We start from the raw sequence: 26,804 nt of genomic DNA, 5'->3' as shown, positions 1-26,804 counted from the left end.
CCCGATTCATCAGAAGAAGTACGAATAGCATGATAGCAGATATATTTATTAAAAGGCCCGTTACAGCCATTGTAGTATCCATCGTGATTGTATTGGTGGGTATTATTTCGCTGATCAATTTACCGGTTGCCCAATACCCCGATATCACTCCTCCTACTGTTTCTGTTTCCGGCAACTTTATCGGTGCCGATGCACAAACAGTGGAACAAACTACCACTACCGCTATTGAAACCCAGATCAACGGTACGCCTGGTATGACCTATATGACCAGTAACAGTACGGCAAGCGGACAAAGCAGTATTACGGTCAATTTTGAAGTGGGTACCAATATTGATATTGCCACCCTTGATGTGCAAAACAGGGTGAGTGTAGCAGAACCCACCTTACCGGATGCGGTTAAGCGCTTAGGGCTTACTGTTAGAAAGAGAAATCCGAGTGTGATGATGGTACTTGGGTTCTATTCTCCCAAAGGATCACACGATGCCACGTTTATCGGGAACTATGTGAACCTCTATGTGAAAGATGCGATTACCCGTGTGAAAGGAGTAGGTGATGTTTTCACCCGTGCAGATGATTTTTCTATGCGTATCTGGCTCAACCCGGAGAAACTGGCAGCCCTTAATATGACACCGGCTGAAGTAAACCAGGCACTGCAGGAGCAAAACCTGCAGGTGGCAGCAGGTACGGTGGGTGGTAATCCGCAACCGGGTTCCCAGGCTTTTGAATACACCATCCTTACCAACAGTCGCCTTACCACGCAGGAGCAATTCGAGAACATCATTGTAAGAACCCGCCCTGCAGATGGCTCTATTGTATACCTGAAAGATGTAGCCCGCGTAGAATTGGGAAAATTCGATTACGGTATTAACGCCTTTGTGGAAAATGGAAAAGCTGCTGCCTTCCTGCTGATTTACCAGGCTCCTGGCGCAAATGCCCTGGACACGTATAAAGGTATCCAGAAAGCCCTGGATAACCTGCGCCCCACTTTCCCCAAAGACATTGATTATGTAGTTCCCCTGGAAACTGTTTCGGTGGTGGAAGAATCAATCAGCGAAGTATTACATACACTCGTGGAGGCACTTATACTTGTGGTATTGGTTGTGTTCCTTTTCCTGCAAAGTTGGAGAGCTACTTTCATTCCCTTGCTCGCGATTCCCGTATCACTGATTGGTACCTTTATTTTCTTTGGTCCCCTTGGCTTCACGATCAACACCCTCACGCTCTTTGCCTTTGTATTAGCCATCGGTATCGTGGTGGATGATGCGATTGTAGTGGTGGAGGCTGTGCAGCATAATATTGACCATGAAAAAATGTCGCCAAAGGAAGCAACGCAAAAGGCGATGAAGGAAATATCCGGGCCTGTTATTGCGATTGCATTGATCCTGGCTGCGGTATTCATTCCGGTTGGATTTATTCCCGGCATTGTAGGGCGATTGTATCAGCAGTTCGCGATTACCATTGCAGTATCTGTATTGATCTCCGCTTTTGTGGCGCTTTCACTTACTCCTGCTCTCTGTACCCTGATGCTGCGTCCCTCCAAAGGTGCGGATGCAAAGAAAAATGTACTGGAGAAGTTTTTCTACAATTTCAACAACTGGTTTAATAAAGTAACCCGTGGTTATGCGAAATCAGTAGGTGGTTGGATTCGCCGCACACCCTGGGTATTGGGTATGATGATCGCCCTGTTTGTTGGCCTCTTTCTTTTATTTAAAGCCAAGCCAACCGGATTTATCCCAACAGAAGATGAAGGTCGAGTACTGGTTACCTATGAAATGCCGGAAGCGAGTTCTACCACCCGGAGTGTTGAGATGTTAAATGACCTGATCAAGCGCATCTCTGCGATTCCTGAAACCAGGGTGGTAGGAGGATTAGCAGGCTTGAACATAATCAGCTTTTCTAATAAATCCAATGCAGGTACTGTGTTTGTAAACCTGAAATCCTGGGATCTCAGAAAAGATAAGGGACAACATGCTATGGATGTAATGAACAAGGTAAGGGCAGCAACAGCAGATATCAAAGAAGCAAGGATCCTGGTAATTGCACCACCTGCTATACCCGGATTGGGTTCTACTTCCGGATTCTCCTTTGAATTGCAGCAATCCGGTGGAGCAGATGATGTCAAGAAGTTTGAACAGGTGGTGAATGAGTTTATAGGTAAACTGAACCAGCGACCAGAAATCGCCATGGCATATACTTTCTTTAATGCACGCACGCCTTCTTATAAACTGGATGTGGATCGCGAACAGGCAAAAAAGCTGGGGGTTCAGGTATCTGAAGTGTACAGCACCCTGTCCAATTTCCTGGGTAGTAGTTATATCAATGATTTCAATATTTATGGAAGAAACTTCCGCGTGGTAAGCCAGGCCGACAGCAGTTACAGAAGTTCACTGGCAGGCGTGGAGAAGTTTTATGTGCGCAACAGTATGGGTAATATGATACCGCTGGGCTCTCTTATCAAAACACAGGTGATCGAAACACCGGCAGTGATCAACCACTTTAATATCTTCCGGTCGGCACAGATCAATGGTTCTGCAAAACCAGGATACAGCAGTGGCCAGGCTATTCAAGCCCTGCAGGAAGTGGCTGCTACCCTGCCAGCCGGATATACCTATGAGTTTTCAGGATTAACCAGGGAAGAAGTGGCAGCAGGAAGTCAGCAAACCATCATCTTCGTGATTTCGGTTGTGTTTGTATTCCTCTTCCTGGCGGCCTTGTATGAAAGCTGGTCGGTTCCCTTCTCTGTATTGTTTGCAGTTCCGATCGGTGCTTTTGGTTCTATTCTGACCCTAACCCTGATACCCTCTCTCTCGAACAATATCTATGCACAAATTGGTTTGATCACGCTTATTGGGTTGGCTGCCAAAAATGCCATCCTGATTGTTGAGTTTGCAAAAGAGCGGGTAGATAAAGGTATCGATATCGTATATGCAACCCTGCAGGCGGTTCAACTTCGTTTGCGCCCCATCGTTATGACATCCCTGGCCTTTATCCTGGGTGTTTTGCCGCTGGCATTTGCAACCGGTGCTGCTGCTGAATCGCGCCGGACAATCGGCTGGACGGTATTTGGAGGTATGATTGCAGCAACTACCCTGGCCATTTTCGTAGTGCCGGTATTATATGTTCTGATCACCAAACTCGCCTATGGTAAAAAGCTGAAAGAAATCAAAGCCCAGAAAGACCTGGAAAGCCAGATTGATCAGCATATCGTAGAAAGCAGAAACTAATGGAAGTAAGAATTTTGAGTTATGAATTATGAATTGAGTATGGATCTCCATATCCAATTCATAATTCATAATTCACACTTCATAATTCTTCTTGATTTTTCTCATCCTTTCACCTGATGGAAATCACTCCCTTCTGTAACTAAGGACACAAATCCTCCTGTAGAAGATGGTCAAATTTGAAGTACTAAAATTGACCATCATGAAAATTGAACAGATTTATACCGGATGCCTTGCTGAAGCAGCCTATTATATTGAGAGTGCGGGAGAAGCCCTGATTATTGATCCCCTGCGGGAAACCAAGCCTTATATCGAGCGGGCCGCAAAGGACAATGCCAAAATCAAATACATCCTGGAAACCCATTTCCATGCTGATTTTGTAAGTGGTCACCTCGACCTGGCCGCCAAGACCGGTGCAACCATTGTTTTTGGTCCAACTGCAGCGCCCGGATATGCTGCGCATATCGCTACAGACGGCGAAATACTGTCTCTTGGTAAGATAAAAATTAAAGTACTTCATACACCCGGACATACAATGGAGTCAACTACTTATCTGCTCATTGATGAGGCAGGTAAGGAAGTGGCCATTTTTACCGGAGACACCCTCTTTATTGGGGATGTTGGTCGCCCTGACCTGGTTCAGAAAGTAAAGAAAGAAATTACGCCAGAGTTCCTGGCCGGACAATTATTTGACTCGCTTCGCAATAAGATCATGACCCTGCCGGATGAGATTATTGTTTATCCTGGTCACGGTGCAGGAAGCGCCTGTGGCAAGAACATGAGTAAAGAAACTACCGATACCCTCGGTAACCAGAAGAAATTCAATTATGCGCTTCGGGCGGATATGACAAGAGAAGAATTTATTAAAGAAGTTACAGAAGGATTGGTGGCGCCTCCCCAGTATTTCCCACACAACGTAATCATGAATGTGACAGGTGGATTAAACAGCATCGATCAGATCATTCGCAGGGGAACTACTGCACTCGAACCAAAAGATTTTCAACTGGTTTGGGAAACAGAAGAAGCACTGGTGATTGATGCCCGTAGCAAGGATGAGTTTCCGAAGGACTACCTGCCAGGTGCCATCTTCATCGGACTGGATGATAATTTCGCTCCCTGGGTAGGAACCCTGGTAACCGATCTGAAACAACCGATCCTGCTGATTACAGATCAAGGTAAGGAAGAAGAAGCTGTTGTTCGACTGGCTCGCGTAGGATATGATAATACGCTCGGTTATCTGAAAGGAGGCGTGAAAGCCTGGATTACAGCCGGACTCCCAACTGAGCAGATGGATGAAATAGATGCACCGGAATTTGCAGAGCTCTATATGAAGAACCCGGATATGAAAGTACTGGATGCGCGTCGTGAATCAGAGTATAATAGTCAGCATATTGAAGGCACGATCAACTTCCCGCTCGACTTCATCAACTCGAACATGAGTATGCTGGATAAAAACAGCACTTATTATATACATTGCGCAGGCGGTTATCGCTCTATGATCACTGCATCCATTCTGAAAGCAAGAGGATATGAAAACCTGATCAATATAAGAGGAGGATTTGCTGCTTTGTCTAAGACAAGTCTTCCCAAAACAACATACGAAGCTCCTAAGACAATGTTATAGGTTGGTTTTCTGGCAGTTGGTTATAAAGCCGCTCTGTTCCTCCGGTCGGTCGGAAACAGGCGGCTTTTTTGTGTGATATAAGTCACGCAGGCAATGTGACTACCATCACCGAAAAAGGTTTTTAAATGGTTCACATTTGTATTCTAAAATCAAGGATATGGAAATCATCGGATACATTGCTTCGCTGGTCATTGGAATCTCACTCGGCCTGATTGGTGGTGGCGGTTCCATTCTTACGGTACCGGTGCTGGTTTACCTGTTCAGGGTACAACCGGTTGTTGCAACAGCCTACTCTCTTTTCATTGTAGGTTCAACCAGCCTGGTGGGAAGTTTCCCCAAATACAAGGGCAATGAAATAAACCTCAAGACAGCCCTGATCTTTGGTCTTCCTTCCATCGCTGCAGTATATGCAACACGGGCGTTTATTGTTCCGGCTATTCCGGATGAATTGTTCACCATCGGATCAATCGTATTCACTAAATCACTCCTGATGATGCTGCTCTTCGCAGTGCTCATGGTGTTTGCTTCCGTATCCATGATTCGAAGCAAAAAAGAAGTAGTTACGGAAGATGAAAACGCAGTACAAAAATTTAACTATCCGGTTATTTTACTCGAAGGTGTTGTAGTAGGTATGTTAACCGGACTCGTTGGTGCAGGTGGTGGATTTTTAATTATCCCGGCACTGGTATTGCTCAGTAAACTGCCCATGAAACAGGCGGTTGGTACCTCCCTGTTAATCATTGCTGCAAAATCTCTCATCGGGTTCACTGGCGACTTGAAAAATGCTTCTATGGACTGGAGCCTGTTGCTGAGTGTAACCGGACTTGCTATCATCGGAATTTTTATCGGTAACAAACTGAGTAAAAAAGTTTCTGCAGAAGGATTGAAAAAAGGCTTCGGCTGGTTCGTCCTGGTAATGGGTATCTATATCATTGTAAAAGAATTGTTCCTCAGTTAATCAAACACTAAACTTTTAAATAATACAACCATGTTTTTTCAACACATTTACGACAAATCTCTTGCACAGGCCAGTTATTTCATTGGCTGTCAGAAAGCAGGTGTTGCTGCTGTGATTGATCCTAAACGCGATATCGATACCTATCTTGAAATCGCCAAACAACAGAATATGAAAATCACTCATATTCTGGAAACCCATATTCACGCCGACTTCCTCTCTGGTTCCCGTGAACTGGCTGCTGTAACCGGCGGTAAAATGTATCTCTCTGCTGAAGGTGGAGAAGGATGGGAATATGAATTTCCGCATGTAGGTGTTAAAGATGGTGATGTGTTGATGGTAGGTAACCTCAAACTGGAAGTGATGCACACTCCCGGCCATACACCCGAAAGCATCAGCTTTGTGTTAACGGACACACCTGCAAGCGATGAGCCTGTTATGATCTTCACCGGCGATTTTGTTTTTGTTGGTGATATCGGTCGCCCTGATCTGCTCGAAAAAGCAGCCGGTATCAAAGGAACACAGGATAAAGGAGCACATCAGCTCTATGAATCACTTCGCAAGTTCAGTGCCCTCCCTGATTTCGTTCAGGTATGGCCCGGCCATGGTGCAGGTTCCGCCTGTGGTAAAGCGCTGGGTGCAGTTCCGAGTTCCACTGTTGGTTATGAAAAAGCAAGAAACTGGGCATTCCGCTATAAAGAAAATGAAAAAGGATTCGTGGACTTCCTGCTCACTGATCAGCCTGAGCCACCGAAGTATTTCGCGATGATGAAAAAACTCAATAAAGTGGATCGCCCGCTGCTGACAGAAGTTCCCAAACTGAAAAAGCTGGATCCAGCCGCAGCAAAAGATGCGTTGAAGAAAGGTATCATGATTATCGATACCCGGAATAAAACTGATTTTGCAAAAGGATTTATTCCTGGCACAATCAACATCCAGGGTAACAATTCCTTCAGCACCTGGGCAGGATGGTATCTCAATTACGAAGAACCATTCATCCTGGTAGCAGAAGAAGCACAGCTGGATGATCTGACCCGTAAACTGATGCGCATCGGTCTGGATAATATCCTCGGATACATTGCTGTGGAGGATATCGAAAAAGTTGCTGATGGCAAACTCGATACGGTGAAACTGGTGGAATATGATGAATTCAAAAATATTGTAGATGCCGGTACTGCCGAGATCATCGATCTGAGAGGTGCGGCTGAATACAATTCGAATCATATTCCGGGTGCCAAACATGTATTTGTGGGTACGCTGCCTCAGCACCTGAATCAGATTCCAAAAGATAAAGAAGTGGTGATTCATTGCCAGGGTGGCGACCGTGCATCGATCGGTTACTCCCTGCTTGCAAAACATGGATTCACGAACGTTCGCAATTTCTCAGCGGGCATGAATCGCTGGGTACAGTCCTAAAAAAATAACAAATGAGCTTGCTAAAGAAACACTGGTTTCCGGCTCTGTTGGTAGTATTGATTGTGGTTGTTGTTGCATATCAACTGGGAAGCAGCGATAAGGCTGGTGAGAAAGTATTGCCTGTCCGCTCTGGTGAAAACCAGGGCTGGCAGGCACCCAGTTTATACCTCGACAATGAACTGGAGGGCGAAGCACGTGAGATGGTGATCTATGGGGAAGAACTCATCGCTCATACATCCAAATACCTGGGCCCAAAAGGAACTGTTGCGCAAATTTCCAATGGGCTGAATTGCCAGAACTGTCACCTCGATGCCGGTACCCGAAACTGGGGCAATAACTATGGTGCTGTTTCATCAACCTATCCCAAATTTCGCGATCGCAGCGGAAGCCTTGAAACCATTCCTAAAAGAGTAAATGATTGTTTTGAAAGAAGCCTGAATGGGAAAGCGCTCGATACTACCAGCAAAGAAATGCAGGCGATTGTTGCTTACATTAACTGGGTTGGTAAAGATGTGCAGAAAGGAGAAAAACCAAAGGGCTCAGGAATCAGGGAACTGGCTTACCTTGAACGTGCAGCTGATCCGGTAAAAGGAAAAGTTATTTACCAGGGGCAATGTCAATCCTGTCATGGTGCAAACGGAGAAGGACTGCTGGCATTGGATGGCAGCGAATATTCCTATCCTCCTCTATGGGGTGAACATAGTTACAACTCCGGAGCAGGCTTGTATCGCTTGTCGAGGTTTGCAGGTTATGTTAAAGACAATATGCCCTTCAACCAGGCAACACACAAACTCCCGATGTTGACAGATGAAGAAGCCTGGGATGTGGCAGCTTATGTGAATTCGCAGCCCCGGCCCAAAAAAGACCTGAGCGGGGATTGGCCCGATATTTCCAAAAAGCCGGTGGATCATCCTTTTGGTCCATTTGCAGATGGGTTCTCAGAACAACAACATAAATTCGGACCCTTCGGTCCAATTGTAGCAGCCCGTAAAGCACAGGCCGCCAACAAGAAATAATACAAAGTATCCGATTGCCATGCCTACTTCCAAACATTCAAATTGCACCTGCCATTCCTGCCAGCAGGAAACCGTTCGCGAAGCAGAAAAAAAATTACATGTCGAGATCAGTGAAAACAGTCGCCGTGAATTCCTCCGAAACGCCGGCCGGCTTGGCCTCGGACTAGGAATTGGTGGTGGTTTGCTGGCTACTCCCATGGCAGCTTCTGCCCTCACAGGTGAAGATGCTGCACATCAGTTCAAAGAAATTGAAAGAAACAAAGCCTTGCTAACTGGTAAGGCTAACCGCTTTACGATCCTGCACACAGCAGATATCCATGCACAATTATTGGTGCATGATGAATTCTTTATCGAGAATGGTAAAGTAGTGTATAAAAAAAGGGGCGGGATGGCTACCCTTAAAACCATGATCCGGCAACTGAAAAACGAAAACCCCGCCAACACGCTGGTGATTGATGGTGGTGATTGTTTCCAGGGTAGTGGTGTGGCTGCACTGACAGAAGGAAAAGCCATCGTGCCGTTGATGAATAATATCGGCTATGATATTATGTTGCCAGGTAACTGGGAAGTAGTCTATGGCAAGGAAATGATGATGAAGGATATGTTCGCTTATGATGGTGTGAAAGTTTGCGCGAATATGTTTCACAATACCAACGATGATCTCAATGGCGATCTGATTTTTCCTCCCTATTTCGTTCAGCATATTGGTGGATTGAAAATTGGATTCATTGGGTATAATGATCCCCTTACTCCAAAGAGGCAATCGCCTGCCTATAGTGATGGCATCACCTTTACACCACCTGAAAAAAATGTGGCCAAATACATTAAACTCCTGAAGCAATATGAGCAATGTGATATGGTCTTTTTGCTAACGCACATGGGGCTCGCTCAGCAAATTGGCTTATCCAATATGGCGCAAATAAAAGGAGCGGATTATATTCTGGGTGCTGATACACACGAACGCGTACGGGAGCCAATTCAGGGCCTGCACGCGAAAGTAACAGAGCCGGGTGCTTTCGGTTCCTTCCTTGCAAAACTGGATATTGTAATCGAGAACGGTGTTATAAAAGACCAGGTCTACCAGTTGCTGGATGTGGATCCCGAAAAATATCCGGAGGATCCTGAAATGAAACAACTGATTGAAGAAGCCCGGGAGCCGTATAAGAAAACATTACACCGGGTGATTGGTAAAACCAAAACACCCCTGGTACGCTATTACGTGATTGAAACGCCGATGGATAACTTCATCACGGATGCCATCATGTGGAAATTCAAACCGGATATCGCACTGAGTAATGGATTTCGTTTTTGTCCGCCGTTGGTACCAGATCCCAAAACAGGTGTTGCTGATATTACGATGGACTATCTCTGGAATATGTTGCCGGTGGATAGCGAGGCTAAAAAAGGGTTTGTCACCGGCGAGCAACTCTGGAACTGGATGGAAAAAGAACTGCAGAATGCCTTTGCAAAAGATCCGGCCAAACGTTTTGGCGGTTGGGTGGTTCGGTTCCAGGGTATGCAGGTCAATTTCACCATTAATAAAGACATGGGCCAACGCGTCAATTGGATCAAGGTTGGAGGCAAACCGCTGGATCGAAATAAGACTTACAGTTTTGTTGCCTGTGAACGCGAAGGTGATCCGGATACTACGATCTGTCGGGTGGAAGGAGTGAAGGAACCCAAACGCCTGGGTGCTACTTTGCACAGTGTAATCCAGGAATACCTGGCTGCCAATTCACCCATTGCTCCAAAGCTGGAAGGCAGGTGTACCGCCACCGATGCACCGAATTCACTCCTTACCCAGTTAATGGGATTTGGTTATGAATTCCGGTAAAACTGGATGAGCGGCGGAACCGGATCAGAATAGCATTGTAGCTTCATATACATGGAGCAGCATCGCAAATCACTGGTATTTTATTTAGTCTTCCTGGCTATTGCAGTCGCAGGAATTGTATATGGTGGTCAGTTAATTGACGACTATCCAAACCTGCGCTTATGGCCCTGGTCGAATATCGCATTGTTGTTAATCGGATTGCCATTTGTCTTCCTGCAAAAGCCGGTTGGACTCCCGGCTGTTTGGGATGAGCAAATTCCGGTAACAAAAAGAATTGTACAGCCAGTGCTCATTGGTTTGTTATTTGGACTGGCGGATTGGCTGCTGATTGAATTTGTCCTTCGCCAGGAGCCGCATAATGGCTTGCCTCCTTATACCCAGCCCTTTCCTTATTCAGTATTCTTGTACAGTTCCGGTGCCTTCGAAATTGAAGTCTTTTATCGCCTGGTTCCGGTTACTATAGTTTTATTGCTCTTCACCAAAATCCGGGAAGGTCGATACTGGTTGCACGCATTCTGGACCATTGCGATTCTTAGTTCCCTTCGCGAACCTATTGAGCAATTGCCAGGCGGACCAACCTGGTTTATTGTTTACGCAGTTGTATCCGGCTTCGCGATGAATTTCCTGCAGGTCTGGTATTATCGCAAAGCAGGATTCAGCGCCTCGCTTTTTCTGCGCCTCGGGCACTACCTGATTTGGCATATCTTCAATGGGTGGCTGATTGAAAATGGATGGCTTTCCTAATATTGAATTATGGCATGATGCGTTATCTTCTGTTTCAACTTTTTCTGCTGGTTTCGGCAGCCTCTTTTGCCCAATCCAAACCTTTTGTATTAGGAATTATTGAGGAAATCAATTCCAAAGAATTGAATGAAAAAAGAGTCCTGAATATTTATCTTCCTGATGGGTATAATCAAAACGACACCACCCACTACCCGGTTATTTATCTTTTGGATGGGTCAGCGGATGAGGATTTTATCCATTTAGCCGGACTTGTACAATTCAATAGTTTCGAATGGGTAAACCGGGTTCCCAAATCAATTGTAGTGGGTATCGCAACAGTTGACAGAAGAAGGGATTACACACAACCAAGCAAGGTGCCCGAAGAACAAAAAGCATTTCCTACCAGTGGAGGCTCTGCAAAATTCATAGCTTTTATTGAAAAGGAATTGCAACCCTTTATTCAAAAAAAATTCAGAACCACTTCTTCTAAAACTATTATAGGGCAGTCACTGGGTGGCTTGCTGGCGACTGAAATCCTGCTTACCAAACCATCCTTGTTTACTAAATACATTATAGTGAGCCCGAGTTTATGGTGGGATAATGCCTCCTTGCTTCAAGGGAAAGTTACTAACTGGTCGGTCAATGACTCTCTTCGTGTATACATTGCTGTTGGAAAGGAAGGACTCACGCCGGGTGCTAATCCAAGAGTTATGGAAGTTGATGCCAATCTATTGTTTGAAAAACTAAAAGCACTTTCACCGCGCATGCAATGTTATTTTGATTACCTGCCGGATGAAAATCATGCAACCATTTTGCACCAGGCCGTGAACAATGCATTCATCCGGTTGAACTAATCAGGCAGCTTCTTTTTTAGTGCCCAATGTGAGCAGCACAATTGTAATCAACACAAACAAAGTGCCCAGCCAGTCCATGCCCCCAAAGGGAACCTTCAGCCAGAGGACCGCAACAGCCGCAGCCGCCAGTGGCTCAACACAACAAAGCAGGCTGGCAGTTGGAGCCCCTATTATTATTACTGAACGCAGGAAAATATAAAAAGCAATTACACTTCCGAAAAGAATGATGTATCCAAATGCCAGCCAGGTGCCTGCATCCCACACACCCTGAACCTGCCAGGGTTTGGTGAAAATGGAAAAGATAATCCCTCCAATAAACATACCCCAACCTGTAACTGTGGCGGCTGAATATTTTCGTAGTAGCTGAACCGGTTGGATGGTGTAAAAAGCCAGGGTAAAAGCAGATAAAATTCCCCAGAAAAGAGCTGCTTCAGTGATTACCATTTTGTCCAGGCTTCCATGGGTAACCAGCAGAAAAGTGCCTCCTAGTGCTAAGAGCAGTGAAGCATATTCTATCAGCACCGGCCAACGCCTGTGTTTGATTGCATAAAATGCCACTACAAAGAGGGGACCAATATATTGCAGCACAGTGGCAGTTGCGGCATTCGACAAATGAATGCTGTAGAAATAGGTATACTGTACCGCTACCATTCCCAAAATACTGAAGAGCAGCAAAGACAAGGCATCCATCGGATGCTTCCAGATCCGGAAAGCATCACTGTCTTTTCGGGTAATGGCAAACACAACCAGGATACTACCGGCCAGCAATAACCGCCAGCTTACGAGCCAGCCTGGTTCTATAGCTTTCTGCTCAAATAAATACTGTGCACAGGTTCCGGAAAGGCCCCAGAAAATGGCAGCAAACAGTGCCATTACGATTCCTGATGCTTTGCTGGGTGAGCTCATGTTGCTGCAAGTTCTTGCATGATGGATGCAGTAATTTCATAGGACTTCAACCGGTCTTCCAGGTGGAACGCATTGGTAGTAATCATCAGTTCATTCACCTTTGTCAGTTCCAGGAATGCTTTGATCTGTTGTTTCACGGTTGCACGGGATCCAATAAAACTGTATTTCAAAAAAGACTGCAAAGCAGGATGTTCCCGCAATGCTGCCAGATCACTGGTCATTTCAGCTGGCGGTTGCAGGTAGTCCATTTGTCCGGACATAACACCGAGGATCATACGCAGATAAGAAGTCGATAATTTTTCCGCTTTTTCATCTGTTTCTGCAGCAATTACATTTATACAGGCGATTGCATAAGGTTCTTTTAAATCCGCACCTGGTTGAAACCGCTGGTGATAAATCTGAAGCGCCTCCAGCAAATGTGTGCTGGCAAAATGACTGGCAAATGCATAGGGTAATCCTTTCTCTGCCGCCAGGTAAGCACTATCGGTACTGGATCCCAAAATATACATCGGAACCTGAACTCCTTCTGCCACAGCCGCCCTTACTTTGGCACTTGCATTGGCCGGAGAAAAATACTGTTTGATCTGGCTGATCTCCTGCGGAAACTGGAAAACCGATTGCATCCGGTCGGGTCGGATCGCCTGTGCTGTTAGCTGATCTGTACCAGGCGCCCTTCCCAGCCCCATATCAATACGATTGGGATAGAGCTGACCCAATGTTCCAAATTGTTCAGCTACAAGAAGGGGAGAATGATTGGGTAACATGATCCCGCCGGAGCCCACCCGAATGGTTTTGGTGCCCCCTGCAATATGGCTGATCAGTACTACCGTAGCCGAACTGGCCACACTTACCATATTGTGATGCTCTGCCAGCCAGAACCGGGTATAACCCCATTTTTCAGCCTGCTGAGCAAGGGTTAAACTGTTTCGAAATGCATCAGCAGGGGTGGAGCCTTTTGCCACCACCGCTAATTCCAATATGGAGTAAGTAATTGCTTTCATGAGGCGCAAAGATACAACTCTGCTATTGCGTAAATAGGATCAACTGCAACAACCTTGCAATCATATATTTCTTAAATCAATACTGAAGTTGAAATTTTGAAATATGAATGAATGGTTGCCTTTTTACCTGTCGGTTTTTATACTGGCCTATCTGTTGATCAGCTTTGTAGTACCCAGTGTTAGGGTGTACAGGCAAACAGGTATTAACCCGGTCACTTTTGGAAAATCAGATTCTGCACATGATTATATTGGAAGGATCATGAAAATCATCACCGGTTTATTGGTGCTGGTGGTAATTTGTTATGCGTTCCTACCGGCTTTATATCATTGGCTGGTTCCAATCCCCTATTTTGAAAAGGATGAAATTAAGTGGACCGGATTAATCATCGCGCATCTGGCATTGATCTGGATTGTTATCGCACAGCAACAAATGAAGAACTCCTGGCGCATTGGTATTGATGAACAACATAGAACCGGACTGGTAACAAATGGCTTATTCGCTTATTCGCGCAACCCGATTTTCCTGGGCATGCTTTTCAGTGTATTCGGTTTATTCCTGGTACTGCCAAACCTGATTACTTTTTTTGTATCGTGTTGCAGTTACATCGTTATTCAAATCCAGATACGATTGGAGGAAGAGTTTCTTGGGCGTCAGCATGGGGAAGCCTATACGCGGTATAAAGAGCGGGTGAGGCGTTTGATTTGAACTTTATACCAAAAAATAAATAGAATATCCCCCTTCATTCAACTCATTGGCTGAAAAAGACTGCTGCATCAATTCGATTTTATCAAACAATTCTCCTACTCCTAAACTAGACCAAATAATAAATGCGCCTAATAATACTTTGCTCCATACCGGAATGCGAAATCCTGTCATACCCTGTATAAAATAGGTTACCGGCGGAAAATAAATCAGCGCCAGAAGCACCACAAATACACCATAAAAAGGGTCGTTTCCCCAGAACAGGTTGATCAACCCAATCAATGTAAATACCAGGCCGAAAAACCAACCTGCGAGTTGTTGAATAGAAATTCTTGCTTCCATATTGATTGTTTAAAAAGCACTTTGAAATACAAAGTTATTGGACTGGAGGACATACGCAAGCTTTTCATCGAGATTTTGATAAAAAATTCCCAGTCCTTTGGTAAGGTGCTGATAATCAGAAAGGCCGGCACAATGGCCTCAGGGCTTTTTAAATGGCAACTCCTTCTCTGCCCGTTTCCAGAGCAATTGGGCATATTCCTTACTGAAATTTTCAATGCTCGTTGGATTATACGCCTCTGTTTGAACCGACCAAAGCTGCTCCTCCGTTTTTACATCAAAAAGATTGCCTTCGAGAAAATAGGTCTTATCTGTAGTATAATAGCCGGGATCATATCCAAACGGATACCAGTAATTATAATACCCCCAGAAACCCCTTCCATAATATCCCATGTAAGGGCGATAGGGCATGGTGCCCGGAACATACCGGCTCTCACTCTCCTTATCCACAAGGGCCACTGTGAAAATGACATCACTGTTAAGTTCTCTGATCTTGCCCAGCATTTCTTCACGCGCAGGCATTTTTTCATCTGTAAAACCCGGACGAAAAACATCCGAACTTTTAATGGCCGTAAAACCTTTTTGCTGGATAAAACTTGCCAGTTCATTTTCAATTTTCGTCTTGACACTCTGCCGGTTACTCAGCACTGCAATAAAAATCGATTTGTAATCAGGGTTCGATGGCCAGTCGGGGTTTACCCAGGAACTCGTTATCTTTTGAGAAGATCCGCAACTAAGCAGGAGAGCAGTCATCAGGCAGGCAAAAAAAGCAACTGGTCGCATATGGATAAATTTTTGATGGACATGATAGCGGGTAGGATTAGCTGCTACGTTAACAAGCCGCCCCATCAGTATTGATCCGTACTAAATGTACTAAAAATTAAGATCCAACCCCATATATCAGTAGTTTAAACAGATACTATCTTTAAGCATATGAAACTGCAGAAAGGTCCCTACGACGCAAGCACTTGTTTTATTTACCAAAAATGCATGAAGGAATGGTGGCCGGCTCTGGATACCAACCGGCGGATTCAACACTACAAAAAAGGGGAACTGCTATTTAGGGAAGGCGATCCGGTAGAAGGTGTTTTCTTTATGATCAAGGGCGTGGTTAAAGTGCACAAACACTGGACAGAGGATAAGGAATTAATCATCCGGTTTGCGAGAGACCATGATATCCTTGGGCATCGCGGACTATCTGGTTCATCTGAGCCTTATCCTATTTCGGCTACTGCTTTATCACCTGTCACCGTCTGTTTTATCCCGCTCGATTTTTTTCGTGTAACCGGCACTGTTAATACCAATTTTTTGTATGAGTTCATGATTTTTATGGCGGATGAATTGCGTCTTTCGGAACAACGTATGCGCGATTTAGCACACCTGCAGGTTAAGGTCAGAACGGCACGTGATCTATTGATGTTGGAGAAAAAATTCGGTAAGGATGCCGAAGGGTTTATTGGTTTTACTATTTCCCGCCAGGATTTGGCCGCCTATGTTGGTACTGCTTATGAAACAGTGTATCGCTTATTGCTGGAGTTTACAGAAGAAAAATTAATAAAGACTGATGGCAAACGTATTGGGCTGTTGAATATAGAAAAATTGAAAAAATTACTTGAACAGTCATAAAGATTGATCAGTCTTGATCCATGGAAATAATGAGTCTATCACGTACACATAGCAAAATATTCATAGGCTTAGCTACCTTCTTTTTTGTTTCCTGTAGCGGCTCACTGAAATTACCCAAACCAGCCGACACCTCAACTTCTATAACCGGCTCCGAATTTTACAAACAGGCAGTTTCCTATAATTGGAAAGAACGCGACTCCCTTTTCCTGGAATCCTTCCAAAAAGGTTCAGTGCCGGATTTTTTTTACAGGTTTGAGAGGATTTCAATTAGCTACCAGGATTCAACCGGTGAAAAACACCAAATTCAATTCTATTGCTCGCCGGATTACCTGTTGATTGGTACAGCCGAAGACTGGGCCAGGGTGCCTGTCACTCCCATGGCGGCTGAAATCATTGCCAGGCAACTGAACTGCATACTGCCTACTCCTAAAATGGTGGATCATATTTACCGGCAGGCAAAAGTAAAACTGGAACCTGTTCCAATGTATGCGTACCGCGATAGCACCATCACCATGTGGCAGCACCACCTGATTATTGAAGGCCAACGAAAAAACCGCCAGGGTTTGATTGCCGGGATAAAAAAAGATCTTGTTCAGGCACCCGAGCAGGCTTATAAAGGAAAAACTGACCGCGTGGCAATATATGGCTGGCATCGCCTCAATGGAAGCCCCATCCAGCCTTTATACACGGGCCATATCAATTGGTATGTTGATTACAGTCACGGTGCCCGACTCATTTACAAACGCATCCGGGTAGATGGTAAATGGATGGATGTTGATGAACTGAAAAGAAATCCTTTATTGAAAAACGCTTTAATTGATTAACTATGACTACTGACCTGATCCTCTATCTTTCACTGTTTGTGAACCTCATCATTTTGATCCTTCTGTTGTTCCGGAATAAGACAGTAGACACTTCTGTCCTCACCAGGATGGAAGCTGGTATCAAAGAAGAATTCCGAAACAACCGGGCAGAAAATGCAACCCTTGCGAAGGACAACCGCATTGAGCTAAATAACACACTTCTCGAAATCAACAGGGAAAGCCGGGAATCACTGGCTGCCGGATTAAAGGATTTCACTTTTGAACAACGCAACAAATTCGACGACCTTAAAAATGAACAAAAGGAACTCAGAAACAGAACGGTTGAACAACTGGAGAAGATCAACGAAAAACTAACTCTTACCATCAGGGAATTTCAGGAATCCTTTGAAAAGAACATTCTGAACATGAACAACCTGCAACGGGAAAAATTCCAGCAACTGGAAGAAAAGCAGGTAAAACTGATCGAAAGCACAGAAAAAAAGCTCGAAGAGATGCGGGCAACAGTAGATGAAAAATTACAGAAGACACTGAATGAACGAATCGGGCAATCTTTTGAGATCGTAGGTAAACAATTGGAAAGTGTACAAAAGGGACTAGGGGAAATGCAGACCATCGCGCAGGAAGTAGGCGGACTCAAAAAAGTGCTGAGCAATGTAAAACTTCGGGGTGGAGTAGGAGAAGTGCAACTCGCGATGTTGTTGGAACAAATCCTGGCGCCGAATCAATATGATGCAAACGTAAAAACCAAAGCGGGGAGTTCTGAGCCCGTGGAGTTTGCAATCAAACTTCCCGGTCGCAGTGAAGAGGAAAACAGTTTTGTGTACCTGCCCATCGATGCCAAGTTCCCCAAGGATGTATATGAAACCCTGATCAATGCCTATGAAAATGCGGTGCCGGAAGATATTGAGACGGCAGCTAAGGCCATGGAAGCAACCATCCGCAAAATGGCGAGGGATATCCGCGACAAATATATTGATCCACCCCATACCACAGATTTCGCCATTCTTTTTCTGCCCTTTGAAGGCATTTATGCAGAAGTGATTCGCCGCACTGCCCTGGTGGATCAACTGAGGGATGAATTTAAAATAACTGTTGCGGGACCTACCACACTGGTAGCCCTGCTGAACAGTTTGCAGATGGGCTTCCGCACCCTCGCGCTCCAGAAAAGAAGCAGTGAGGTCTGGAAAGTATTGGGTGCTGTTAAAACTGAGTTTGAAAAATTCGGCGGACTCCTGGAGAAGGCGCAGAAGAACCTGCACTCCGCCAGTGATACAGTAGATGAACTCCTGGGTAAAAGAAGCAGGGCAATTACGCGTAGATTGAAAAATGTGGAAGCCCTACCGGCAGCTGAAGCGCAGCAATTGTTACCCGATATTAATAATGAGCTGCTGGAGGAAGAGGGGGACTGATTACCACAATACCCTAAAAGGGTGACTATGCGCTATCGTTTTTAAATCTTCTTTAAATTGAAGAATGAAAAAAAGCCGGAAGAAATTTTTGCAGCAATCCGCTGCAGGAGTATTGGGACTATTGGCTGCTCCCCAATTGTTTGCCCAAGTTGCCGGAGAATCACAGCCCGTTGTGATGCACGCCGAAGAAGGAGAGACCTATTGGATTGGAAGGAGAAATTCTCCCCTTACCATTAAAGTGGCAAAAGACCGGCAGGGCAATGAAACGATGTCATTCTGCACGGAATTGATTGCGCCTGGTGAAGGCATTCCCCTTCATAAGCACCTGAATGAGGATGAGTTAATTTTTATCCATCGTGGTGAAGGGAAACTGGAGCTGGATGGTAAGCAAATTCCGGTAAAGGAAGGCAGTGTAGCCCTGGTACCAAAAGGCGTTTGGCATTCCATGACAAACACCGCTAAGGAAAACCTGGTAATGGTATTCAGTTATTCGCCGGCCGGATTTGAAGGCTATTTCAGAGAGTTTGGATCACCGGTTGGAACTCCCTGGAAACCTAAGTCCCAGGAAGAATACAACCGGCTAAATAAAAAATGGGGAATTGTGTATAAATGATAGGGGCTTACGCGTGGACACCCTCTCTGATCTCTTCCACCATCTTTTTGTTAAAGGCAGGCAGATCTTTTGGTGTTCTACTGGTAACCAGCCCATTATCTACTACCACTTCTTCATCCACCCAGCGGGCACCTGCATTTTTCAGATCCATTTTGATAGCCTCAACGGAAGTAAGGGTGCGACCATTTACCACTTCTGCATTGATTAATACCTGTGGGCCGTGACAAATTGCGCCAACAGGCTTGTGCTCATCAAAGAAATGCTTCACAAAAGCGATGGCATCTCTATTGGTTCTTAACTGATCCGGATTGATCACGCCACCCGGCAATACCAGGGCATCATAATCGGATGGTCTGGTCTGGCTTAATTCTTTATCCACCTTATAGGCTTGTCCCCAGTTGGTTTTTGCCCAGGCTTTGATCTCTTCCGCTTCCGGACTCACAATATGCACGGTCCAACCTTGTTGCTCGAGTGTTTCTTTGGGCGATTTTAATTCACTTTCTTCAAAACCATGTGTAGCGAGAATCGCAATTTTCTTGTCCATGAGAATAAGCTTTAAATGTGTACAATGTCATGGATTATAAAATAATCGTGCCGGAGGTAGGTCCATTTTTTCCCCAATCAGTACATTCTCATTTAATTCTTCAGTTTGTATTCAATCCGATAACATCCTTCCTTACTTCTTTCTTCCAAACATTTCCATAGCTAGCATTTAAATGTTGGAAAATGGTTTCATTGTATTCCTGAAGGCATTCAATAGGTCCCGGAGCTACACACCCGAATATCTCATACCCGGTTTTATAGGTCTCACGGAATGTTTTGTCTGTTGGATAATATATAGGTGCAATACCCCCTTGAACCAATAACCGGGCCTTTCCGGCTTTAATATCATTGAGCGCCTGACGTTTACTGTATATTCCGTTGCAAACCGTGTCTTTAATTTGATTGGTTTGCGCTTGTATTTGCATACTTGGTTTACTTGCAAATACTACAATAATTGCTGGCAAAATCAAAATAAATACGAAGGTGATTTTTTTCATACAAGGATGGTTTATTTTTTTTATTTCAGTAATTCGTTTCAATAGAAGTGTGTCACCAATTACTGCCATGATGTTGCTTATCAGGATTTTGGTATCTATTCAGGAATAGCTAACCGCTTAAGAAGATTATTGTCCTCTTCCAAAATCTTGCTTAATAATGCTATGGTGTCAAATGTCCTGGAATGACTATCGGAAATACTTTTTAAAAGAGATAATAAATCCTCGAGTGCTTTGTCTGGTAAAGTGTCCAGGATTTTATTTATCTCGGATTTGATCTCTTCTTTTGACATTGTAATAGCCGGTAATTATTCCTTTAATAAAGCCAGTATTTAAATTAAATTTCCATGAACAAGTTTTATGGAACTTGAAATAGACAGTACAAAATAGGGATTCTTCAACGCTTTCTCTTCAATTAAGTCCACGGGTCTTTTAAATTGATCCTCTAACGAAAATTTAAAATTGAAATAGTTATTTGTATAATTTATCAAGTCCATATTGTCGAAATAGACCAAAAAATCAATGTCGCTAGATTCATTAAAATCTTCTCTGAGGACTGAACCAAAAGCATATAACTTCTTCACCTTGTGAGTCGCGCAAAGTCGTTTAATAGAGTCTGAATAATTGTCCAGCAGTTTCATATAGCTAAATTAACATTTTTGCTATATGCAGGAGTTTCTGAAAAAAGAGGCCAGGTATAATGCGCAATGATTGGGTATTGGCGAAGACAAGGCAATTATTAAGGTTCCGCCCGGCCCCCCGAAATATTATTTACAGAAAAAGCTCCATGTGCCGCCCTGCTTTTGCCATGCCCTTTTGATGGCTGAAGTGCAATTAAGTTAGTAGCTCTGAATTAAAACTTCAGTCGGAATGCCCAGTATTTGATGTAATTTTCGAATCATTTCTAGGCTAAGCTTACGCTTTCTATTAATTATTTCACTAGCCTACTTTTAATCCTAACATATTTGCAAGGTCATTTTGACTTTACCCCAATTGTTCCATACGGAACTTAATAGCTTCAATTGGGACCGGGTAATCAATTTGATAGTGCTCTTGTTCATATTTGTCAATCAGAATGCCCAATACCTCCAACTCGTCACCCTCAGGAGTTCCTGGTTGTGCATCAAAGATTGCCTTCATGCGATTGATGGCCATTTGGTAGTCTTTTTTTGTTTTAATTGGTTTGATTGTCATTTCAAGTTCTATTTATATGGCTATTTCATCAATTATATCCTACGATGCCGTGAGCAAATTTAATTTTAACGATTAGCCGGTAAAGATGAGATCTGCTTTTCATTGTCACGATGTCCTGCCAGCATTGTGCGAAACTCTTCTGTTAGGCGTTTTTTTCTGGATGATTGTTGGTATTAACTAAACTTATTCAATAAGTCCATCTGTTCATGTAATATTCGTACTACTAAAATATCCTGATTGCTTATTACTTTGTAGAAAATTATATGCCGCCCCACTTTTACACCTTGTAAGCCTGTTTCTATGATAGAATAAGATCTACCAATTTCTGGTTTATTTGAAAGATCCCTAATTGTATCAATCAATAATGAATAGTATTTGTCAGCCTGTCGCTCAGACCATGTTTCAAATGTATACAACCAAATTTCAGATAAATCTTTAACGGCACGTTTGGTCAAATTATAATTTGCCATTCTTATTTATCTTAGATTTCAATCTTTCCAGATGTTTTTTTGAATCAAAATTAGTGTCAATTCCGCTTGAGAGACCTTGTTTTATAGCGTCACGTAGCATAAGTAAACGTTGCTCATCTTCTTCCAACAGACGAAGCCCAGCTCTGATTACCTCGCTTGCATTCTTATACCGTCCCTCTGAAATTTTAGATTCTACAAAGTCCTCAAAATAGTCGCCGAGTGATACAGATGTATTACGTGCCATTTTAATGATTTTTATAAAGTTACCAAAAATTGGTACTTTTCCAAAATTGCTTTGAATCTTTTGATGCTCAATTGAATAACGCCTTATGCTATATAAAGTAGGCGTTTAGAGCGGTAGTAGTCTATTCTGCAAGCAGGATAGCTACAGTAACTTTAATAGTTAACCAAACAATTTCCCGGGGCTTCCTATCAATGTGCCTATGAAAGCGGAAAGTTTGGGTATTGGATTCAGCGCCAGTTATCTGAATTGGGTATTACCTGCCTGGTGGTTAACCCGGCTGATATTCCTTCCAGCCATAAGGATGAGGTCTATAAAACTGATAGCCGCGATTCGCGGGGTATTGGCCAGGCCTTGGCCAAAGGGCAGCTACGCGGAATCTATATCCCTCCACTTCATCAGGAAGCCGACAGAACCCTGGTTCGGCAACGAAAGAAAATCTGGCGGGATCTGGTGCGTTGTAAAAACCGGGTAAAAGGTTTTCTTGATTACAACGGAATCAACTTACCAGAAAAATTTGACAATCCGAACTGGAGTCGAAATTTTATCACCTGGCTCTTAAGTCTCGCCTTCCCCTTTGAAAGTACTAGCCGGACACTTCAGTATCAGGTCCGGGAAGTGGAGCTGCTTCGAAAAGAACTCCTGGCGATTAGTACCACCTGCTTCGTTCTGTAACCGGAATCGGACCACTAACTGCAGCATCGCTCCTTACTGAAATCGGCGACATGCGAAGGTTTCCCAATTTTTATCACCTCAATAGTTTTATTGGACTGATGCCCATGGAACACAGTTCCGGTGAGAAGCAAGTACGGTTTAATTTGACTGTTAGAAAACACCGGCAACTCCGGAGTGATCTGATCGAATGCGCCTGGGCGGCTAAAAGAAATGATCCAGCCCTGGCATTATACTACAGCGAACAGATCAGCAGAGGTATCAACGGTAAAAAAGCCATAGTAAAAGTTGCCCGTAAACTATTGAGCAGAATCCGATATGTATGGCTCACGGAACAAACCTATAAAACCTCTATTGTCAAATAATTTATTAATCAATCAACCATTACTCATTACCTGACAATTAAATTACTCAGCCGGACTACAAAACATGCGTTGTCATCGTGAAATAATCAAACAGCGAGTCATTGACTTTGCCAAGACTGTAGCCGGCTGTTTATTGCTGAAACCATCAGCAAGCCATTAAACATTTAATCACAAGGACTTGTAGTGCTGACATTCAGCCTCTACTCATAGGATGCTGGTAATGGATAATGACTGATCAAAATATTTTAGAATAGTTTAAATTTGAAGTAAGGAAAAAAACACACTTCTGAAGGCGAAGGGTGGTTGGAATTTCCCTTCTGGCTATCCTTTGCTTTCAAAAGAAAAAAGTTGATATTTTTTCACTCCCTCTAAAGGCCTATATACATAGTATACTTTTGTTGGGCGTTCGTGCCTTGAACTATTAGGAATGCACTAAAAGTTCCAATTTTGCGCCAAGTCCCTCATTTATAATTCGCATCAATGTCGATAGCCTAATATCACTCGCATCGTTCTCAATACGTGATATATAATTTTTAGTCGTCCCACATTTCTCCGCCAGTTGCTCCTGAGTTAGGTTATTCTTAATACGAAGCTCTTGCAACATAACGCCGAGCTTAAAGGACTCGTAGCCTTGTTCATATTTGTCCCGTTTCTTTGTCCCCTTTACGCCATACTCTTTGTCAAGGTGCTCCTGAAACGATACTAAATTATTTTTCTTTGTCTTCATAATATGCCTTTTTTAATCGTTCCGCTCTTTCGATTTCGGTGGCAGGTGTCTTTTGAGATTTTTTCTGAAATCCATTTAAAAGTACAACGAGCCTGCCCTCGTCAAAAAAACAGAATATTCGAAAAATGTTACTCCCAGCACTTACCCTAATCTCATAAAGGTCAGTCCCAATAATGTGTTTCAAATACTTTTCTGGTACAATCGGGATTTCCTCCAAAATTCCAATGGTCCAGTTAATGCGGGTTTTGACTTTCAGCGTTTGTCTATTATAGAACTCCCAGAAGTAGTCACCATAAACAAAAACCTGCCTTACCTTACCCTTTTGCTCCATTTAAGCAAAGTTACCTATTTAGGTAACAAAATCCAAATGTTAAACGATTTTATTAGCTCGACACGATTTATGGTGCTCAGGCATGACGCCCAACGTACATGCATTGGCGAAGGCACGGCATTTATTCTATGCTGCCAGGTACCCAAGCTGATCAATTATAAAAAGCTGATTGAATACTACTAATGTTCAGTAGCACCACTGTCGCCGAAACAACAGTTGATCTGTGAAATTATCGAAGATACATATTACGTCCGCCGTCCTTTTGCCAATGCAATTGTTGGGCGTTCGCCTTAATATCAATGCAACTCTAATTGTCTATTTTCTATCGTTACATTAAAATGAATGTCCGCTTTTAATGCTTTGAATACTCGAATTATAGTGTCAATAGTAGCACTGTTTGCACTACTCTCCAGTTTGGATATTTGCGCCTTTTGCACCCCAACTAATTCACCTAATTGTTCCTGGGTTAAATTCCGTTCCTGTCTAGCTTGTTTAATCATACGCCCTAGAACGTCCATACGAAGTTCATATTCATACTGCTCTCTCTCTTTCGTTCCTTTTTTGCCAATGTATTTGTCCTTCATCTCGGCAAGTGAATAAGATTTCATTTGTGTCTTTGCCATGATGTTATTTTTTTAATTTGCTCCTAAAATATTGTTCACGAATGTTTTCAGCCCGCGAAATCTCCTTTGCAGGTACTTTGTCTACTTTTTTAATAAAACCATGTGTCGCTATCACTAATGTCTCTTTGCTATCCGTTTTATCCCAAAATGCAAGCAGACGAACTTGACTACCTGCATACCGAGTTCTAAACTCCCAAATTTCTCCCTGAAGCTTCTTAAAAAGCCGTGGATCATTTGTTTGTTCGGCAAGGTCAATGTTGTAAATGACTTTTGCGGCAGATTTCCTGTCCATATTGGCTAAAAACTCATTTGCTTCTTCTAAAAATCTTGTCTCAAAATAGCGCACTATTGGTTTTTGCCAAAGATAATAAATGTTTCCATATTTAGAAACCTAAATTACTACCAATTTAAGGGGGTCCAGAAGGTGACGCCCAACGGTTTCGGGCTTTGCGAAGAAGCGGAATTAGATGCACAAATGTTCAGTTTAGCACAAACGTTTATCAGAATTCGAAATTTTCAATTTAGGACTGAACCCGCTTTTTTGCAAAATCCCTGTTAGTGGCTGGTGTTTATTTTTTCGGTTTAATTGGTATCCAAATTTCTTCTTCTGAATTTGGGTCGTTGTTTTTGTATTTGTCGCCCAATACTTCAAAATGAGGTCTGTCGTCTAATAAGTATTCTGAACTTGGTAACCAAGTCCCAAAAATGTATTGAAAAATACTTGGGTCGTTACTTGAACCTTTATAGTCAAATACAGCATAAAGTCCGCCTGCCAATGAAAATGTTTCCATTTCTGTCGGCACATTTACAAAATCTGTTACTTCAACGGTTGCCCATTTTTCAAATTCATTGGTTGGTTTGAAGTCCGCAAAATGTGTCGGTTTATACACTTGCATTGAAATCATATCGTTGGTTATTTTATTTGATATTTCTCTGCGTTTGGGCATAAAATTCTGCCATAGTTCGCCTGTCCTGTTGTTGGCTAAACTCATATTAACTCGTTTACCAATTAGTTTTTTCTCTGATAAAATTTCAATTCTTGGTGTCATATTTTTTTAATTAGAAAGTTCAATTTCAATATCGTATTTCTCTAAAAGACCTGCAACGCCCAAAATTGAAAACTTTGCTCTCTTAATTCGGTTAATTTCTGGGTCAATAGAATAATTGTAAGAAGTCCGTAAGTCCGCTTTTTCAAGTATAGTTTGGTCAAAAGTTGCTCGTTCTAAATTACAGTTGTCAAACATAGTACTTGTCAAGTCGGCTTCTGAAAAATCTGTTTCTAGTAATTGTGAATTTTTGAAAATCGTCTTTTTTATTTTCGTTTTGTAAAAAGAAGAATGATTAAGTTGGCAACCATCAAACGAAAATGAAAGTCCAAATTCATTGCATGTGTCAAACCGAAGTCCCAGCATTTTACAGTCCTTGAATTTTATGTCCCGAAACGCTGTCTTGTTGAGCTTTGTCAAACTTAAATTACAACTGTTAAATGTGCAGTCTGTGAACTTAAATTCAGAAAAGTCTTTATTGGCAAAATTGCAACTGCTGAAAATGCAGTTTTCGTATTCACCATTTGTCAGTGTATCAACTAGGTCAAAGGTTTTGTCTGTAATATAAATTTCTTTCATTTTTCTGTTTTTTCGTTTGGAACGGCGTCTTGTTACACTTGCCACTAACGGCCGGCAGCTTTGCGCAGTGCTGGTAATGAAGCACTCTTGCCGGATCCGGTGTTCATTTATTGATTAAAGTTTCAATATCTATTCTTTTGATGAATCTGTACACAGCCTGAACTGCTGTACAGAAAGGATCTGCTGTTCATTGTACCGGTGTCTCGCCAGCATTGCGCAAAGCATCTATGTAAAAGCGATCAATTAAGCTGCCCAATTTTTGATGTGGTATAAGTATTCATTACCCACTAAAATTTCGAACTATGCAGTCTCAAATGATCGCTACACCGAAGTTATTTATTGGCTTAGATGTACACAAAAAAAGTTGGCAGGCCCACCTTCGAACTGACATTTCAGATCATAAAGGCTTTAGCTTACCCCCCGATCCGGAAATTCTGGCTAATTACGTGTTTAAA

30 protein-coding genes and 1 pseudogene are annotated in these 26,804 nt (G+C 43.1%); 15 read left to right on the top strand and 16 right to left on the bottom strand.

What is annotated here, in order from left to right; all coding sequences use genetic code 11:
* Positions 1-29: 29 nt before the first annotated feature.
* The 8 genes from L0U88_RS18995 (at position 30) to L0U88_RS18960 (ending at position 11,643) form a co-directional block, all read left to right on the top strand.
* Positions 30-3,224: an efflux RND transporter permease subunit gene (locus L0U88_RS18995; RefSeq protein ID WP_234868150.1), complete on the top strand. Its 3,195-nt coding sequence runs from the start codon at positions 30-32 to the stop codon at positions 3,222-3,224.
* Between the two features lie 199 nt (positions 3,225-3,423).
* On the top strand, positions 3,424-4,845 hold the full coding sequence (locus L0U88_RS18990; protein ID WP_234868148.1) for an MBL fold metallo-hydrolase: 1,422 nt from the start codon (positions 3,424-3,426) through the stop codon (positions 4,843-4,845).
* 157 nt (positions 4,846-5,002) lie between these two features.
* Positions 5,003-5,803: a sulfite exporter TauE/SafE family protein gene (locus L0U88_RS18985; protein WP_234868146.1), complete on the top strand. Its 801-nt coding sequence runs from the start codon at positions 5,003-5,005 to the stop codon at positions 5,801-5,803.
* Positions 5,804-5,833: 30 nt separating this feature from the next.
* A complete protein-coding gene (locus L0U88_RS18980; RefSeq protein ID WP_234868144.1) occupies positions 5,834-7,216 on the top strand; it encodes an MBL fold metallo-hydrolase in 1,383 nt (460 codons plus the stop codon).
* A gap of 11 nt (positions 7,217-7,227) precedes the next feature.
* On the top strand, positions 7,228-8,232 hold the full coding sequence (locus L0U88_RS18975) for a c-type cytochrome (RefSeq protein ID WP_234868142.1): 1,005 nt from the start codon (positions 7,228-7,230) through the stop codon (positions 8,230-8,232).
* Between the two features lie 19 nt (positions 8,233-8,251).
* Positions 8,252-10,066, top strand: coding sequence for a bifunctional metallophosphatase/5'-nucleotidase (locus tag L0U88_RS18970; protein ID WP_234868140.1), 1,815 nt, complete (start codon positions 8,252-8,254; stop codon positions 10,064-10,066).
* 51 nt (positions 10,067-10,117) lie between these two features.
* Complete coding sequence (locus L0U88_RS18965; protein WP_234868138.1) at positions 10,118-10,810, top strand: hypothetical protein; 693 nt, start codon at positions 10,118-10,120, stop codon at positions 10,808-10,810.
* A 14-nt stretch (positions 10,811-10,824) separates the two neighbouring features.
* Entirely contained in the window at positions 10,825-11,643 is an 819-nt protein-coding gene (locus L0U88_RS18960; RefSeq protein ID WP_234868136.1) for an alpha/beta hydrolase, read from the top strand.
* Here the strand turns inward: L0U88_RS18960 and L0U88_RS18955 are convergent, their stop codons facing one another.
* Positions 11,644-12,549 carry a DMT family transporter gene (locus tag L0U88_RS18955; RefSeq protein WP_234868134.1) on the bottom strand — a complete coding sequence of 302 codons (906 nt, stop codon included), beginning with the start codon at positions 12,547-12,549 and terminating at the stop codon, positions 11,644-11,646. It lies immediately after the preceding gene.
* Positions 12,546-13,550, bottom strand: coding sequence for an LLM class flavin-dependent oxidoreductase (locus L0U88_RS18950; protein WP_234868133.1), 1,005 nt, complete (start codon positions 13,548-13,550; stop codon positions 12,546-12,548). Before L0U88_RS18950 ends, L0U88_RS18955 begins: the two co-directional genes overlap by 4 nt.
* A gap of 103 nt (positions 13,551-13,653) precedes the next feature.
* Here L0U88_RS18950 and L0U88_RS18945 point away from each other — a divergent pair, with 103 nt between their 5' ends.
* Positions 13,654-14,256, top strand: coding sequence for a methyltransferase family protein (locus L0U88_RS18945; protein WP_234868131.1), 603 nt, complete (start codon positions 13,654-13,656; stop codon positions 14,254-14,256).
* 3 nt (positions 14,257-14,259) lie between these two features.
* On the opposite strand, the gene L0U88_RS18940 is transcribed toward L0U88_RS18945, so the two are convergent.
* Positions 14,260-14,595, bottom strand: a complete 336-nt coding sequence (locus L0U88_RS18940; RefSeq protein WP_234868129.1) for a hypothetical protein — start codon at positions 14,593-14,595, stop codon at positions 14,260-14,262.
* 138 nt (positions 14,596-14,733) lie between these two features.
* Positions 14,734-15,375 (bottom strand): hypothetical protein, encoded by a 642-nt coding sequence (locus tag L0U88_RS18935; RefSeq protein WP_234868127.1) that lies wholly within the window; start codon positions 15,373-15,375, stop codon positions 14,734-14,736.
* Positions 15,376-15,525: 150 nt separating this feature from the next.
* On the opposite strand from L0U88_RS18935, the gene L0U88_RS18930 reads away from it, so the two are divergent.
* The 4 genes from L0U88_RS18930 to L0U88_RS18915 all read left to right on the top strand — a co-directional run bounded on the left by L0U88_RS18930 (position 15,526) and on the right by L0U88_RS18915 (position 19,064).
* A complete protein-coding gene (locus tag L0U88_RS18930) occupies positions 15,526-16,218 on the top strand; it encodes a Crp/Fnr family transcriptional regulator (protein ID WP_234868126.1) in 693 nt (230 codons plus the stop codon).
* Between the two features lie 20 nt (positions 16,219-16,238).
* The gene (locus tag L0U88_RS18925; protein ID WP_234868124.1) at positions 16,239-17,042 is read left to right on the top strand and encodes a hypothetical protein; all 804 of its coding nucleotides are present in this window, start codon (positions 16,239-16,241) and stop codon (positions 17,040-17,042) included.
* A gap of 2 nt (positions 17,043-17,044) precedes the next feature.
* A complete protein-coding gene (locus tag L0U88_RS18920; RefSeq protein ID WP_234868122.1) occupies positions 17,045-18,451 on the top strand; it encodes a DNA recombination protein RmuC in 1,407 nt (468 codons plus the stop codon).
* 64 nt (positions 18,452-18,515) lie between these two features.
* Positions 18,516-19,064 (top strand): cupin domain-containing protein, encoded by a 549-nt coding sequence (locus tag L0U88_RS18915; RefSeq protein WP_234868120.1) that lies wholly within the window; start codon positions 18,516-18,518, stop codon positions 19,062-19,064.
* 7 nt (positions 19,065-19,071) lie between these two features.
* Here L0U88_RS18915 and L0U88_RS18910 read toward each other — a convergent pair whose 3' ends face one another.
* The 6 genes from L0U88_RS18910 to L0U88_RS18890 form a co-directional block, all read right to left on the bottom strand.
* Positions 19,072-19,608 carry a type 1 glutamine amidotransferase domain-containing protein gene (locus tag L0U88_RS18910; protein ID WP_234868118.1) on the bottom strand — a complete coding sequence of 179 codons (537 nt, stop codon included), beginning with the start codon at positions 19,606-19,608 and terminating at the stop codon, positions 19,072-19,074.
* Positions 19,609-19,708: 100 nt separating this feature from the next.
* Complete coding sequence (locus L0U88_RS18905; RefSeq protein WP_234868116.1) at positions 19,709-20,104, bottom strand: FEKKY domain-containing protein; 396 nt, start codon at positions 20,102-20,104, stop codon at positions 19,709-19,711.
* A 329-nt stretch (positions 20,105-20,433) separates the two neighbouring features.
* On the bottom strand, positions 20,434-20,742 hold the full coding sequence (locus tag L0U88_RS21155) for a nucleotidyltransferase family protein (RefSeq protein WP_353620678.1): 309 nt from the start codon (positions 20,740-20,742) through the stop codon (positions 20,434-20,436).
* Positions 20,743-21,085: 343 nt separating this feature from the next.
* Complete coding sequence (locus tag L0U88_RS18900; protein WP_234868115.1) at positions 21,086-21,295, bottom strand: helix-turn-helix domain-containing protein; 210 nt, start codon at positions 21,293-21,295, stop codon at positions 21,086-21,088.
* A 173-nt stretch (positions 21,296-21,468) separates the two neighbouring features.
* Complete coding sequence (locus L0U88_RS18895; protein WP_234868113.1) at positions 21,469-21,765, bottom strand: type II toxin-antitoxin system RelE/ParE family toxin; 297 nt, start codon at positions 21,763-21,765, stop codon at positions 21,469-21,471.
* The gene (locus tag L0U88_RS18890) at positions 21,752-22,009 is read right to left on the bottom strand and encodes a type II toxin-antitoxin system ParD family antitoxin (protein ID WP_234868111.1); all 258 of its coding nucleotides are present in this window, start codon (positions 22,007-22,009) and stop codon (positions 21,752-21,754) included. The genes L0U88_RS18895 and L0U88_RS18890 overlap by 14 nt, the downstream gene beginning before the upstream one ends.
* 219 nt (positions 22,010-22,228) lie before the next feature.
* Between L0U88_RS18890 and L0U88_RS18885 the strand changes: the two are divergent.
* A pseudogene (locus L0U88_RS18885) lies at positions 22,229-22,681 on the top strand (IS110 family transposase); the annotation flags it as partial.
* The gene (locus L0U88_RS18880; RefSeq protein ID WP_255723230.1) at positions 22,666-23,043 is read left to right on the top strand and encodes an IS110 family transposase; all 378 of its coding nucleotides are present in this window, start codon (positions 22,666-22,668) and stop codon (positions 23,041-23,043) included. The pseudogene L0U88_RS18885 and the gene L0U88_RS18880, both read left to right, overlap by 16 nt.
* 421 nt (positions 23,044-23,464) lie before the next feature.
* On the opposite strand, the gene L0U88_RS18875 is transcribed toward L0U88_RS18880, so the two are convergent.
* The 6 genes from L0U88_RS18875 to L0U88_RS18850 all read right to left on the bottom strand — a co-directional run bounded on the left by L0U88_RS18875 (position 23,465) and on the right by L0U88_RS18850 (position 26,349).
* Entirely contained in the window at positions 23,465-23,770 is a 306-nt protein-coding gene (locus tag L0U88_RS18875; RefSeq protein WP_234868107.1) for a helix-turn-helix domain-containing protein, read from the bottom strand.
* Positions 23,751-24,101 (bottom strand): type II toxin-antitoxin system RelE/ParE family toxin, encoded by a 351-nt coding sequence (locus tag L0U88_RS18870; RefSeq protein WP_234868105.1) that lies wholly within the window; start codon positions 24,099-24,101, stop codon positions 23,751-23,753. Before L0U88_RS18870 ends, L0U88_RS18875 begins: the two co-directional genes overlap by 20 nt.
* 296 nt (positions 24,102-24,397) lie before the next feature.
* Positions 24,398-24,724: a helix-turn-helix domain-containing protein gene (locus tag L0U88_RS18865; protein WP_234868104.1), complete on the bottom strand. Its 327-nt coding sequence runs from the start codon at positions 24,722-24,724 to the stop codon at positions 24,398-24,400.
* Between the two features lie 4 nt (positions 24,725-24,728).
* Positions 24,729-25,070, bottom strand: coding sequence for a type II toxin-antitoxin system RelE/ParE family toxin (locus L0U88_RS18860; RefSeq protein ID WP_234868102.1), 342 nt, complete (start codon positions 25,068-25,070; stop codon positions 24,729-24,731).
* A 223-nt stretch (positions 25,071-25,293) separates the two neighbouring features.
* Complete coding sequence (locus L0U88_RS18855; protein ID WP_234868100.1) at positions 25,294-25,773, bottom strand: GyrI-like domain-containing protein; 480 nt, start codon at positions 25,771-25,773, stop codon at positions 25,294-25,296.
* 6 nt (positions 25,774-25,779) lie between these two features.
* A complete protein-coding gene (locus L0U88_RS18850; protein WP_234868098.1) occupies positions 25,780-26,349 on the bottom strand; it encodes a pentapeptide repeat-containing protein in 570 nt (189 codons plus the stop codon).
* Positions 26,350-26,804: the final 455 nt, after the last annotated feature.

The organism is Flavihumibacter fluminis (genome assembly GCF_021491375.1).
Classification (GTDB): Bacteria; Bacteroidota; Bacteroidia; order Chitinophagales; family Chitinophagaceae; genus Flavihumibacter; species Flavihumibacter fluminis.
Note: the sequence above shows the minus strand (reverse complement) of the source record. Positions and strands in the feature narration are given on the sequence as shown.

Coding starts and splice junctions, on each gene's coding strand:
- L0U88_RS18910 (WP_234868118.1), bottom strand. CDS start 19,608: ATGGACAAGAAAATTGCGATTCTCGCTACACATGGTTTTGAAGAAAGT.
- L0U88_RS18995 (WP_234868150.1), top strand. CDS start 30: ATGATAGCAGATATATTTATTAAAAGGCCCGTTACAGCCATTGTAGTA.
- L0U88_RS18970 (WP_234868140.1), top strand. CDS start 8,252: ATGCCTACTTCCAAACATTCAAATTGCACCTGCCATTCCTGCCAGCAG.
- L0U88_RS18920 (WP_234868122.1), top strand. CDS start 17,045: ATGACTACTGACCTGATCCTCTATCTTTCACTGTTTGTGAACCTCATC.
- L0U88_RS18900 (WP_234868115.1), bottom strand. CDS start 21,295: ATGACAATCAAACCAATTAAAACAAAAAAAGACTACCAAATGGCCATC.
- L0U88_RS18890 (WP_234868111.1), bottom strand. CDS start 22,009: ATGGCACGTAATACATCTGTATCACTCGGCGACTATTTTGAGGACTTT.
- L0U88_RS18945 (WP_234868131.1), top strand. CDS start 13,654: ATGAATGAATGGTTGCCTTTTTACCTGTCGGTTTTTATACTGGCCTAT.
- L0U88_RS18990 (WP_234868148.1), top strand. CDS start 3,424: ATGAAAATTGAACAGATTTATACCGGATGCCTTGCTGAAGCAGCCTAT.
- L0U88_RS18850 (WP_234868098.1), bottom strand. CDS start 26,349: ATGAAAGAAATTTATATTACAGACAAAACCTTTGACCTAGTTGATACA.
- L0U88_RS18855 (WP_234868100.1), bottom strand. CDS start 25,773: ATGACACCAAGAATTGAAATTTTATCAGAGAAAAAACTAATTGGTAAA.
- L0U88_RS18955 (WP_234868134.1), bottom strand. CDS start 12,549: ATGAGCTCACCCAGCAAAGCATCAGGAATCGTAATGGCACTGTTTGCT.
- L0U88_RS18960 (WP_234868136.1), top strand. CDS start 10,825: ATGATGCGTTATCTTCTGTTTCAACTTTTTCTGCTGGTTTCGGCAGCC.
- L0U88_RS18985 (WP_234868146.1), top strand. CDS start 5,003: ATGGAAATCATCGGATACATTGCTTCGCTGGTCATTGGAATCTCACTC.
- L0U88_RS18950 (WP_234868133.1), bottom strand. CDS start 13,550: ATGAAAGCAATTACTTACTCCATATTGGAATTAGCGGTGGTGGCAAAA.
- L0U88_RS18980 (WP_234868144.1), top strand. CDS start 5,834: ATGTTTTTTCAACACATTTACGACAAATCTCTTGCACAGGCCAGTTAT.
- L0U88_RS18870 (WP_234868105.1), bottom strand. CDS start 24,101: ATGGAGCAAAAGGGTAAGGTAAGGCAGGTTTTTGTTTATGGTGACTAC.
- L0U88_RS18930 (WP_234868126.1), top strand. CDS start 15,526: ATGAAACTGCAGAAAGGTCCCTACGACGCAAGCACTTGTTTTATTTAC.
- L0U88_RS18905 (WP_234868116.1), bottom strand. CDS start 20,104: ATGAAAAAAATCACCTTCGTATTTATTTTGATTTTGCCAGCAATTATT.
- L0U88_RS18940 (WP_234868129.1), bottom strand. CDS start 14,595: ATGGAAGCAAGAATTTCTATTCAACAACTCGCAGGTTGGTTTTTCGGC.
- L0U88_RS18895 (WP_234868113.1), bottom strand. CDS start 21,765: ATGGCAAATTATAATTTGACCAAACGTGCCGTTAAAGATTTATCTGAA.
- L0U88_RS18865 (WP_234868104.1), bottom strand. CDS start 24,724: ATGGCAAAGACACAAATGAAATCTTATTCACTTGCCGAGATGAAGGAC.
- L0U88_RS18925 (WP_234868124.1), top strand. CDS start 16,239: ATGGAAATAATGAGTCTATCACGTACACATAGCAAAATATTCATAGGC.
- L0U88_RS18875 (WP_234868107.1), bottom strand. CDS start 23,770: ATGAAGACAAAGAAAAATAATTTAGTATCGTTTCAGGAGCACCTTGAC.
- L0U88_RS18975 (WP_234868142.1), top strand. CDS start 7,228: ATGAGCTTGCTAAAGAAACACTGGTTTCCGGCTCTGTTGGTAGTATTG.
- L0U88_RS21155 (WP_353620678.1), bottom strand. CDS start 20,742: ATGAAACTGCTGGACAATTATTCAGACTCTATTAAACGACTTTGCGCG.
- L0U88_RS18935 (WP_234868127.1), bottom strand. CDS start 15,375: ATGCGACCAGTTGCTTTTTTTGCCTGCCTGATGACTGCTCTCCTGCTT.
- L0U88_RS18915 (WP_234868120.1), top strand. CDS start 18,516: ATGAAAAAAAGCCGGAAGAAATTTTTGCAGCAATCCGCTGCAGGAGTA.
- L0U88_RS18965 (WP_234868138.1), top strand. CDS start 10,118: ATGGAGCAGCATCGCAAATCACTGGTATTTTATTTAGTCTTCCTGGCT.